The following is a 10,930-nucleotide window of genomic DNA, read 5'->3' on the forward strand; positions in this document are numbered from 1 at the left end:
GGCCGAGGGGGGGATGCCGCGGTCGACCAGGAACGGGCCGGTGGGCGCCGGCAAGACCAGCCTGGGCCGGGCCCTGGAACGTCTCGCCGCCCTCGGGGGTCTGCGGTTGACGGTGGCCTCGATCGACGACCTCTACCTGCCGGCCGCCGAACGCCGCACGCGACTGGCGGGCAATCCCTTCGGGGTGGCCCGGGTCCCTCCCGGCAGCCACGACCTGCCCCTGCTGCTGGAGGCGCTGGCCGCCTGGCGGGCCGGGGGGACGCTGCGGCTGCCCCGGTTCGACAAGACCCTGGCCGGCGGGGACGGCGAGCGAAACGGCTGGCGGGAGAAGCCCGCCGAAGCGCTGGTGATCGAGGGATGGCTGATGGGCTGCCGAGCCCTCGGCCCCCAAGCCCTTGGCGAGCGGCTGGACAGCGGAGCGGGGCTGGAGGAGCTGAGCGAATCGGAACGCCGCTGGCTGCCCTGCTGGGACAGGCACCTGGCGGCCTACGGGGAACTCTGGGCAGCCTGTGACGGCCTCTGGCTGCTGCGACCGAAGCGCTGGAGCCTTCCCCACCGCTGGCGCTTCCAAGCCGAAGCCCGCCAGCGTCGGGCCGGTGGCGGATGGCTCAACGGCCGTCAGCTCGACGCCATGGTGCGGGCCACGCTCCACTCGCTGCCGCCGGCGCTCTACCAGGACCCACTGCTGGGGCCCACCGGCTCAGGGATTCCGTTGGAGGGTGGGGTGATCCTGGACGGACGCCGGCGGGCCCACCCCCTGGGGGATCAGCTTTCCTCGCCGGATTCGGCGTCTTCGGCGATCGGATAGACGAAGCCCTGCGCGCGGCCGCTCAGGACAGCCTTGCCGAGCGACATGGCCTTCTGGGCCGCCACACCGGCCTTGGCCTTCCAGTGGGCATGGCGCTGGTTGCGCTTGCCCTTGGAGGTTTTCTTCTTGGGAACGGCCATCCCGCTAACTCACTGCCAAACGATGATCCTGCTTCGCCGACTCGCCTTTCGTCAAATCGCTACAGTCGATTTCCGACAGCAACTCCTGAAAAGGACGCCAGGCCTGTGAGCAGCAGTTCTCCTCCGGAGCCGGCCACGACCTCCGCCGCCCAGGCCGCGCCCGGTGCCGAGAGAGAGTCCTCCACCCCTGCGGCCCCGGCGGCCAAGCCGGCACCGGAGGTGCGTCCGGGCTTCAGCCTGGGCGGCCAGGGCTCGGCGCCGCCCTCCTACAGCCAGCTGCTGCGGGACATCGAAGCCGGAAAGATCAAGAGTCTGGAGCTCGCCCCCGCCCAGCGGGTGGTGACCGCCACCTTCGCCGACGGCCGCAGCCGCCAGGTGGCCGTCTTCAGCGACAACCAGCAGCTGCTGCGCACCGCCGAGCAGGCCCGGGTGCCGCTGACGGTCCGCGACGAGCGGCGTGATGACGCCATGGCCGGCCTGGTCACCAACGGTCTGCTGGTGGCTCTGCTGATCGCCGGCCTGGTGCTGCTGGTGCGCCGCTCGGCCCAGGTGGCCAACAAGGCGATGGGCTTCGGCCGCAGCCAGCCCCGGCTGCAGGAGGAAGGGGCGATCACGGTGCGCTTCGAGGACGTGGCCGGCATCGCCGAGGCCAAGGAGGAGCTCCAGGAGGTGGTGACCTTCCTCAAGACCCCCGAACGGTTCACCTCCATCGGCGCCCGGATTCCCAAGGGGGTGCTGCTGGTCGGCCCGCCCGGCACCGGCAAGACGCTGCTGGCCCGCGCCATCGCCGGGGAGGCCGGGGTGCCCTTCTTCTCGATGGCGGCCACCGAATTCGTCGAGATGTTCGTCGGTGTGGGCGCCAGCCGGGTGCGGGACCTGTTCCGCCAGGCCAAGGCCAAGGCGCCCTGCATCATCTTCATCGACGAGATCGATGCGGTGGGCCGCCAGCGCGGGGCCGGCATCGGCGGCGGCAACGACGAGCGGGAGCAGACCCTCAACCAGCTGCTCACCGAGATGGATGGCTTCGAGGACAACTCGGGCGTGATCCTGCTGGCCGCCACCAACCGTCTCGACGTGCTCGACACGGCCCTGCTGCGGCCCGGCCGCTTCGATCGCCGCATCAGCGTCGACCTGCCGGACCGGGCCGGCCGGGAGGAGATCCTCTCGGTCCACGCCCGCACCAGACCCCTGGCCGAGGAGGTCTCCCTGGCCGACTGGGCCCGGCGCACCCCCGGCTTCTCCGGCGCCGATCTGGCCAACCTGCTCAACGAGGCGGCCATCCTCACGGCCCGGCGCCAGAAGAGCCAGGTGGATGACCAGGCCATCGGTGATGCCCTCGAGCGCATCACCATGGGGCTGGCCGCCGCCCCGCTCCAGGACAGCGCCAAGAAGCGCCTGATCGCTTACCACGAGATCGGCCACGCCCTGCTCACCACGCTGCTGCCCCACGCCGACCGGCTCGACAAGGTGACCCTCCTGCCCAGGGCCGGCGGGGTGGGGGGCTTCGCCCGCACCATGCCCGACGAGGACATCCTCGATTCCGGTCTGATCAGCAAGGCCTACCTGCGGGCCCGGCTGGTGGTGGCCCTCGGCGGCCGGGCCGCCGAACTGGTGGTGTTCGGCCCCAGCGAGGTGACCCAGGGGGCCAGCAGCGACCTGCAGCTGGTGCGCCGCATCTGCCGTGACATGGTGCTGCGCTACGGCTTCTCCAGCCTCGGCCCCATGGCCCTGGAGGAGGAGGGCGAGGAGGTGTTCCTCGGCCGCGACTGGATCCGCTCGGCCCCCCACACCTCGGTGCGGACCGGCAACCGCATCGATGAACAGGTGCGCCGGCTGGCCACCGAAGCCCTGGAGAAGGCCGTGGCGGTGCTCACCCCCCGGCGCGAGCTGATCGATGAGCTGGTCAACCGGCTGATCGAGCAGGAAACCATCGACGGCGACAGCTTCCGCGCCCTGGTCGAGACCCACGAGGCCGGCGGCGGTTCAGCCCTCGCCGGCCAGGCCGGAGGCAAAGCGGATGTCGAGGCTGCGCAGGTAGGTGTGTAGGCCGGCATCCTGAATCGGCAGCAGCCGGGCGGGATGGCCGCTTTCATTGACATGGGAATGCCAGTGGCCCGGGGGCGTCACGAAGGCGGCGCCCGGCTCCCATTCCATGCGCAGGGGGTTGCGGATCGTGCCGTCGGGATTGAGGTCGGGACCGGAAAGGGTGGCGCAGCCCGGCTGGCAGTCGATCACCAGGTCAAGGGCCACCGACTGGTGCCGATGGGGGGGCTGAACCGCGCCGGCCGGCACCAGTCCGTACATGGCCCAGAGGGTGTGGGTCACGGTGCGGCTCGCCGGCAGGGCCTTGTTGGCCATCAGCAGGCTGAGGCGATTGCTGCGGGCGCTGCTGGGATCCGCCGCCAGCTCCGCCAGTTCCCGATCCAGCCAGGCGGCGGGGTAGTGGCTGGGGGCGAAACGGGCGGCGTCGGCCCGCACCCCAAGGAAGGTGAGCAGGGGAGCGTCGTGGATCCAGTAGAGAACACTCTCTTCCGATGCGTCCAGCCGCGGCTCCAGTCCGGCCGGGAGCACGAACAGATCCCCGCGGGCCCAGGCCAGATCCAGGGGTTCATCCCCGGCAGCGGCGGGGCAGTGGCAGCGACCGGACCCCCGATAGACATAGAAGAGGGAACTGGTGGCGTTGGCGGCCACCCCGATGGACTCACCGCCCAGGATGCGGACGAAGTTGGCGCTGAGGGCCGGGCTTGTGGCGGGGGAGGGACAGCCGAGATGGGCGCTGAGATCAAGAGGAAGCACCGCCGTCGGACCCGTGGCGTGGAGCTCGGGGCCCCAGCGGCCCTCCGGAATCGGCTCGGTGAGACCAGGACGGATCGGATTGGCCGCCTGGCGGTAATCGAACAGGAGGGTGTCGGAATGCCAGTCGTGACGGCCGGCGACGGCAGCGGCGCTGGGGGGCCTGGACGCTTGGATCTGGCCCATGGGTTCAGGTTGCGATCGTTGACAGATCTTATGGATTTCTTTCCACCTCCGGCGCCATCCCCGGGGGCGGCGATCAGCCGCCGGCGACGGCCGGCACGATGCTCACCTCATCGCCGTCGCTGAGGACGGTGGCCTGGTTATCGAGAAAGCGGATGTCCTCGCTGTTCACATAGAGATTGAGGAAGCGGCGCAGCTTGCCGTTCTCATCGCACAGGCGCGCCTGGATGCCGGGGTAGCGGGCTTCGAGGGCCTGCAGCAGGCCGTCGATGCTGGTGGCCTCCAGGCTGACGCTGGCCTCGTCGTTGGTGAATTTCTGCAGGGGGGTGGGGATCAGTACCTGGATGGCCATGGAAGCGGTCGAAGGGGCAGGGACGGGGGAGAGGGGGCGATCAGGCCCGGACGGCGGCGCCGCCGTGGGAGGCCTGGGAGCGCGCCCAGGCGTCATGGAAGCTGGCCAGCTGGGGCTCGATGGTGTACGGAGCTCCGATGGAGGAGGCGATCGCCTCGGTGGTCTTGAGGCCGTTGCCGGTGATGTAGGCGACGGTGGTTTCCGAGGGGTCGATTTTGCCCTGCTCCACCAGCTTCTTGAGCACAGCGATGGTGGTGCCCCCGGCGGTTTCGGTGAACACCCCTTCCATCTCGGCCAGCAACTTGATGCCGTCGATGATCTCCTCATCGCTGACGGCGGCGATGCTGCCGCCGGTGCGGTTGGCGATGTCGATGGCGTAGGGGCCGTCGGCCGGGTTGCCGATGGCGATTGACTTGGCGATCGTGTTCGGCTTCACCGGCGTGATGAAATCGCGGCCGGCGGCGAAGGCCTGGGCGATGGGGGAGCAACCCTCCGCCTGGGCGCCGCTGAAGCGCACCGGCTTCTCGTCGACCAGGCCCACCTTGATGAATTCGTCGAAGCCCTTGCGGATCTTGGTGAACAGGGAGCCGGAGGCCAGGGGGGCGACGATGTGGTCGGGAAGTTGCCAGCCAAGCTGCTCGATCACCTCGTAGCCGAGGGTCTTGGAGCCCTCGGAGTAGTAGGGGCGCAGGTTGATGTTGACGAAGCCCCAGCCGTAGGTGTTGGCCACCTCGGAGCAGAGCCGGTTGACCTGGTCGTAGTTGCCCTTCACCGCCATCAGGGTGGGGTTGTAGACGAGGGTGCCAAGCACCTTGCCCAACTCCAGATCACTGGGGATGAAGACGCAGCACTCCAGGCCGGCGTGGGCGGCGATGGCGGCGGTGGAGTTGGCCAGGTTGCCGGTGGAGGCGCAGCTGACCGTGGTGAAGCCCAGTTCCCGGGCCCGGGTGAGGGCCACCGAGACGACGCGGTCCTTGAAGGACAGCGTCGGCATGTTGACGCCGTCGTTCTTGATATAGAGGGAGGAGAGGCCCAGCCGCCGCGCCAGGCGATCCGCCTTCAGCAGGGGGGTGAAGCCGGTGCCCACGTCGATGGGGTCGCCCTCGACGGGCAGGAATTCCCGGTAGCGCCAGATCGAGGTGGGGCCGGCCTCGATCGTGGCACGGCTGACGCGGCTGCGGATGGCGTCGTAGTCGTAGACCACCTCGAGGGGGCCGAAGCAGACGTCTTCACAGACGTGGCGGGCGCCGGCCTCATAGGGATGACCGCATTCCTTGCAGCGCAGGCCCGTGAAGGTGGAGCGGGAAAGGGTGGCGGTCAAGAGAATCCCGGTCACTGGCGGACACGCTAACAGTGGTGTCCGGAACTCGCCTGCAAAGCCGACCCCTGGCATCGGGTATGGCCACCGTGCCAGTGGCAAGCCCCATGGGCGCTGGCCGTGCAACGGCCCCTTGTCGCCCGCAGGGTTCTGCCTACGCTCCGCTTGTGCCCGTTCCCACCCCTGTGCCCTCCCGTGTGGGGCCACGCCTCGCCATTGGCCTGGCCATCGCCTTCGGGCTGCTGCTGGCCCTGTGGGCGTGGGCCCGGCTGGCCATCGAATGGCTCTGGTTCGCCCAGTTCGACTTCCAGGGCATCCTGCTGCGCCGCTGGATGCTGCAGATCGCCGCCTTCGCCGCGGTCTTCGGCCTTGGTTCGGCGCTGCAGCTGGCCCAGCTGCAGCGCTGCTGGCGGCTGCGGGAGCAGGGTGCCGAGGGGCCCCGGCCGAGCCAGCCCCTGCTGAGGCTCGGCAACGGCGCCCTGGTGGCGGTGCTGATCGGCCTGGTGCTGCTGCTGGCCGGCGGCCTCAGCTACCTGCTGGTGCAGGCCCGGGGACTGATCGCCAACCCCTTCAACGGTGACGTGATCACCGGCTTCTCGGTGCTGCGCGATCTGCCGCCCCTGCTGGTGGCGGGCCTGGCGGGGGGTCTGCTGCTGCCGTTGCTGCTCTGGCCCCTCACCACCCTGCGGATCACCCTGGCGGCCGCCCTGGCGGGCTCGGCCACAGCGGTGGCCAGGGGCTGGAGCCTGTGGCTGCCCGCCCTGCTGGCCACCCCCTTCGGCGAAGGGGATCCCCTCACCGGTCTGGACCTGTCGTTCACGGTGCTGCGCCTGCCGGCGCTGCGGCTGCTGCTGAGCGTGCTGCTGGCCCAGGGGCTGGTGGGGCTGGCGGCCTGCCTGCTGCTGACCATCGGCAAGGGCCGCAGCCTCAGCGATCTGCGCTTCGACGGCCTCAGCAAGGCCCAGCAGCGGGTGCTGCAGCCCCAGGTGGCGGCCCTGGCGGTCGTGATGGCCCTCAGCAACGCCCTGGCCCCCTTCGATCTGATGGTGCAGGGCAGCGGCGTCGCCTCGGGGGCGGGCTACGTGGATCTGCACGTGCGCCTGCCCCTGCGGCTGCTGTTCGCCGTGCTGCTGCTGCTCACGGCCTGTGCCCTGCTGGTGCCTCTGCCGCGGGGCTGGGTGCGCCGCGGCGCCCTGCTGCCCCTGGCCGGCACGGCCGTGCTGGTGCCGATCAGCGAATGGGTGATCACGCCCCTGGCCCAGCGCTTCTGGGTGCAGCCACGGGAGCTGGCGGTGGAGGCCCCCTATCTGGAGCGCAGCATCCGGGCCACCCGCCGTGCCTTCGGCCTCGAGAATGTGCGAACGCTGCGGCTCGAACCCAACCAGGGCCTGACGAAGGCGGATCTGGCCAGCGCCCCCGGCACCCTCGACAACATCCGCCTCTGGGACAGCCAGCCCCTGCTGGCCGCCAACCGCCAGTTGCAGCAGCTGCGCCTGTACTACAACTTCCCGTCAGCGGATGTCGATCGCTACCCGCTGCAGGGCAAGGCGGCCCGCAATGGCTCCCAGCAGGTGCTGATCTCGGCCCGGGAGCTGGACAGCAGCGCCCTGCCGCCCGGCTCGCGCACCTGGCTGAACCGCCATCTGGTGTTCACCAACGGCCACGGTTTCACCGTCTCGCCGGTGAACGCCTTCGGTTCCGACGGCCTGCCCCTGTTCTTCGTCAAGGACCTGGGCAGCAGCGGCCGGGTGCAGGGCATTCCCGAACTCGGGATCACCGACCAGGAAGCCCGGGCGGCGCTGCCGGTGGGCAGCCCGAGCCTCTACTTCGCCTCAGGCCCCTCCCCTTACGCGATCGCCCCCACCAAGGTGAAGGAGTTCTCCTATCCGGAAGGGGAACTAAACGTCTACACCCATTACACCGGCACCCGGGGCATCTCCCTCGCCTCTCCCCTCAACCGGCTGGGGGCAGCGATCTACCTGCGGGAACCGCGGCTGCTGTTCACCGGGTCCTTCACCGACCGTTCCCTGCTGCTGCTGCGGCGCCAGGTGAACCAACGCCTGACGGCCCTGGCACCGTTCCTGCGTTTCGAAAGCCAGCCCTACCTGGTCACCGCCCGGGTGGCCGGCAGCGCCGGGTACCGGCCGGCGCAATACCAGTACTGGCTGCTGGACGGGTTCACCACCAGCCGCTCCTACCCCTACAGCGATCCCAACCCCCAGGGGCTGCGCTACTTCCGCAACCCGGTGAAGGCGGTGGTGGATGCCCACGACGGTCGGCTCTGGCTGTATGTGAACGACGCCAGGGATCCCGTGCTGCGCACCTGGGTGCGGGCCTTCCCGGAACTGTTCCGGCCCCTCTCGGCCATGCCGCCGGGGCTGCTGGCCCACATCCGGGTGCCCAAGAGCCAGTTCGACATCCAGTCGGAGCGGCTGCTGCGCTACCACGTCACGGACGTGCGTACCTTCTACAACGGCGACGACGTCTGGGCGGTGCCCACCGAGATCTACGGCGAGAACAACATGCCGGTATCGCCCTACCACCTCACCCTGCAACTCCCCGGCGAGAAGCGCTCCGAGTTCGTGCTGCTGCTGCCGTTCACCCCGCTGAAGCGTTCCAACCTGGTGGGCTGGCTGGCGGCCCGCAACGATCCGCCCCACTACGGGGAACTGCTGCTGGTGCGCTTCCCCCAGCAGCGACTGCTGCTTGGTCCCCAGCAGATCACGGCCCTGATCGACCAGGACCCGACGATCAGCTTCCAGTTCGGCCTCTGGAACCGGCTGGGCTCGCGGCTGTTCCGCGGCAACCTGCTGGTGCTGCCGGTGGGCGAGGGCCTGCTGTACGTGGAGCCGATCTACCTGCAGTCGAAGAGCAATGACCTGCCCACCCTGGTGCGGGTGGTGGTCACAGACGGCCGCCGCTTCGTGATGGAGCGCAGCCTGCGCCGGGCCCTGGAGCGGCTGGTGGACGGCGCCCCCAGCGCCAAGGAGGCGGCCTCCGGCACGTCGCCCCTGCCCGATGGCACGCCGCTGCCGCTGCCGCTGCCATGAGCGGCCCAGCCTGAGCGCGCCCACGAGGGCCGGCCATGAAAAAGGGGGCCCGTGGCCCCCCGAGGGATCGGTGCTGGATCGCTGGTAGGACGCCGATCAGGCGGCCACAGCGGTCTTGGGATCGAGGGCACCCTTGGCGTAGAGGGTGGCGTAGTAGTTGATGTCGCGCTGCTTGATCTTGCTGGCGTTGCCGGCACACCAGAACTGCTGGTAGCGATCGAGGCAGACCTTCTTCATGTAGGCCCGGGCGGGCTTGTTGAAGTGGCGGGGGTCGAAGTTGGCGGGATCCTTGGCGGCGGCTTCCCGGACGGCGGCGGTGAAGGCGAGGCGGTTGTCGGTGTCGATGTTGATCTTGCGCACGCCGTTACGGATGCCTTCCTGGATCTCCTCGACGGGGACGCCGTAGGTCTCGGGGATGGCGCCGCCGTACTTGTTGATCATGTCCAGCCATTCCTGGGGAACGGAGCTGGAGCCGTGCATCACCAGGTGGGTGTTGGGGATGGCCTTGTGGATCTCGGCGATCCGGGAGATGGCGAGCACCTCACCGGTGGGCTTGCGGGTGAACTTGTAGGCGCCGTGGCTGGTGCCGATGGCGATGGCCAGGGCGTCGACCTTGGTCTTGGCGACGAAGTCGGCGGCCTCGGCGGGGTCGGTGAGGAGCTGGGAGTGGTCGAGGGCGCCTTCGAAACCGTGGCCGTCCTCAGCCTCACCCTTGCCGGTCTCCAGGGAACCGAGGCAACCCAGCTCGCCTTCGACACTCACGCCGATGGCGTGGGCCACATCCACCACTTCCTTGGTGACGGCCACGTTGTACTCGTAGCTGGCGGGGGTCTTGGCGTCGGCCTCGAGCGAGCCGTCCATCATCACGGAGGTGAAACCGTTGGCGGCGGCGCCGTAGCAGGTGGCGGGGCTGTTGCCGTGGTCCTGGTGCATCACCACCGGGATGTCGGGATAGGTCTCGACCGCGGCCAGGATCAGGTGACGCAGGAAGCTTTCGCCGGCGTACTGACGGGCGCCGCGGGAGGCCTGCAGGATCACCGGGCTGTCGGTCTCGTAGGCAGCCTCCATGATCGACTGCACCTGCTCCAGGTTGTTGACGTTGAAGGCAGGAATGCCGTAGCCGTTTTCTGCGGCGTGATCCAGCAGCAGCCGAAGCGGTACGAGCGCCATGGGAAATCTCGCGGTTTTTGGGTGGGTACGGTTGTGGAGAACCGTGGTCGAAGGACGGCTGGCGGGGTCGTCCCGCCGGGTCTGCCGGGGAGTCTAGGGGATGCCCTCCAGGGTTCCTGCTCCCTGGCGGGCCCAGTCGCAGCAGCGCTGGCTGGCCACCGCCTCCGACAGGCCCGGCAGCATCGGCCGCCGCTCCCGCACGGCCTGCGACCACCAGCCCAGCAGCCGGCGCACCGGCGCAATCCGGCCGTCCTCCCAGGTGCGCCCGTAGGCCAGCGCCGGATCGGCCGCCAGGGGCCGCAGGGCCTCACCGGGGCGGGCCATCCATAACTGCATGCCGTGGACGTAGTCGGCCTGGTTGCTCGAGCCCAGCACCAGGGTGGCCTCGCTGCCGTAGAGCTCGATCCAGTAGCCCCGTCCCGCCCGCGCCACCGAGGAGAGGCTGAGCTGGGCGGGCACGGGGCGGCCACGACGGTCCTGGAGGTCGAGCTGAATCAGGGCGCTGTCCTCGGCATCCACCACCCCCATGGCCCCGGAGCCGGGGATGGGGCGCTCGGCGATGGCGGTGCTGAGGCGGGCGGTGAGGCCCCGGCTGGGGCCGATCAGCCAGTGGAGGGTGTCGAAGGCATGGGTGCCCAGGGCGCCGAGCACGCCGCCGCCCGCGGCTGCCTGGGAGTACCAGCTCCAGGGGCGGCTCGGATCGGCGCGGCTGGACATCAGCCAGTCGAACGTCACCAGCCAGGGATCCCCCAGCACCCCCGCCTCGAGCAGGGCGGCCAGCTGCTGCACATGGGGCACGGCCCGGTACTCGAAGTCGACCGCCACCGCCAGGCCCCGGGCGATGGCAAGGCGCTGCAGCTCCTCCACCTGGCCGGCGTTGAGAGCCACCGGCTTCTCCAGAAACAGGTGCTTGCCCGCCTCCAGGGCGGCGCGGGCCAGGGCGAACCGGGGCTCCGGCGGCGTGGCGATCACCACGGCCTCCACGGCGGGATCGGCCAGGAGGGCGGCGAAGTCGTCGTAGGCGGGCAGATCGGCTGCCTTGCCCGCCGCGGCGGCCCGCTCCGCTCGGGGATGCCAGAGGGCCACCGGCTCGGTGCCGGGGGCGTCCCGCAGGGC

Annotated in this window: 9 protein-coding genes; 3 read left to right on the plus strand and 6 right to left on the minus strand. The window is 70.0% G+C overall.

What is annotated here, in order from left to right; translation table 11 throughout:
* On the plus strand, positions 1–808 hold an 808-nt coding region (locus VB737_RS03270), incomplete at its 5' end, for a hypothetical protein (protein ID WP_500311104.1).
* Here the strand turns inward: VB737_RS03270 and rpmF are convergent.
* Positions 766–948 (minus strand): 50S ribosomal protein L32, encoded by a 183-nt coding sequence (gene rpmF / locus VB737_RS03275; RefSeq protein WP_500311105.1) that lies wholly within the window; start codon positions 946–948, stop codon positions 766–768. The genes VB737_RS03270 and rpmF overlap by 43 nt on opposite strands.
* Before the next feature lie 105 nt (positions 949–1,053).
* Here rpmF and ftsH point away from each other — a divergent pair, with 105 nt between their 5' ends.
* Positions 1,054–2,994, plus strand: coding sequence for an ATP-dependent zinc metalloprotease FtsH (ftsH, locus tag VB737_RS03280; protein WP_500311107.1), 1,941 nt, complete (start codon positions 1,054–1,056; stop codon positions 2,992–2,994).
* Here ftsH and VB737_RS03285 read toward each other — a convergent pair.
* The 3 genes from VB737_RS03285 to thrC all read right to left on the minus strand — a co-directional run bounded on the left by VB737_RS03285 (position 2,932) and on the right by thrC (position 5,597).
* Entirely contained in the window at positions 2,932–3,927 is a 996-nt protein-coding gene (locus VB737_RS03285; protein ID WP_500311108.1) for a cupin, read from the minus strand. The two genes, ftsH and VB737_RS03285, sit on opposite strands and share 63 nt — an antisense overlap.
* A 73-nt stretch (positions 3,928–4,000) precedes the next feature.
* Entirely contained in the window at positions 4,001–4,276 is a 276-nt protein-coding gene (locus VB737_RS03290; protein ID WP_500311109.1) for a MoaD/ThiS family protein, read from the minus strand.
* Between the two features lie 40 nt (positions 4,277–4,316).
* On the minus strand, positions 4,317–5,597 hold the full coding sequence (thrC, locus tag VB737_RS03295; protein ID WP_500311111.1) for a threonine synthase: 1,281 nt from the start codon (positions 5,595–5,597) through the stop codon (positions 4,317–4,319).
* A gap of 182 nt (positions 5,598–5,779) precedes the next feature.
* Here thrC and VB737_RS03300 point away from each other — a divergent pair, with 182 nt between their 5' ends.
* Positions 5,780–8,644 (plus strand): UPF0182 family protein, encoded by a 2,865-nt coding sequence (locus tag VB737_RS03300; protein WP_500311113.1) that lies wholly within the window; start codon positions 5,780–5,782, stop codon positions 8,642–8,644.
* A 96-nt stretch (positions 8,645–8,740) separates the two neighbouring features.
* Here VB737_RS03300 and fba read toward each other — a convergent pair whose 3' ends face one another.
* Both fba and VB737_RS03310 read right to left on the minus strand, forming a co-directional pair.
* On the minus strand, positions 8,741–9,814 hold the full coding sequence (gene fba / locus VB737_RS03305) for a class II fructose-bisphosphate aldolase (RefSeq protein ID WP_015108367.1): 1,074 nt from the start codon (positions 9,812–9,814) through the stop codon (positions 8,741–8,743).
* Positions 9,815–9,907: 93 nt separating this feature from the next.
* Positions 9,908–10,930 (minus strand): Gfo/Idh/MocA family protein (locus tag VB737_RS03310; RefSeq protein ID WP_500311115.1); only part of this gene is annotated, 1,023 nt, incomplete at its 5' end.

Origin of the sequence: Synechococcus sp. BA-120 BA3, assembly GCF_034931285.1 — a bacterium.
GTDB lineage: Bacteria > Cyanobacteriota > Cyanobacteriia > PCC-6307 > Cyanobiaceae > Cyanobium.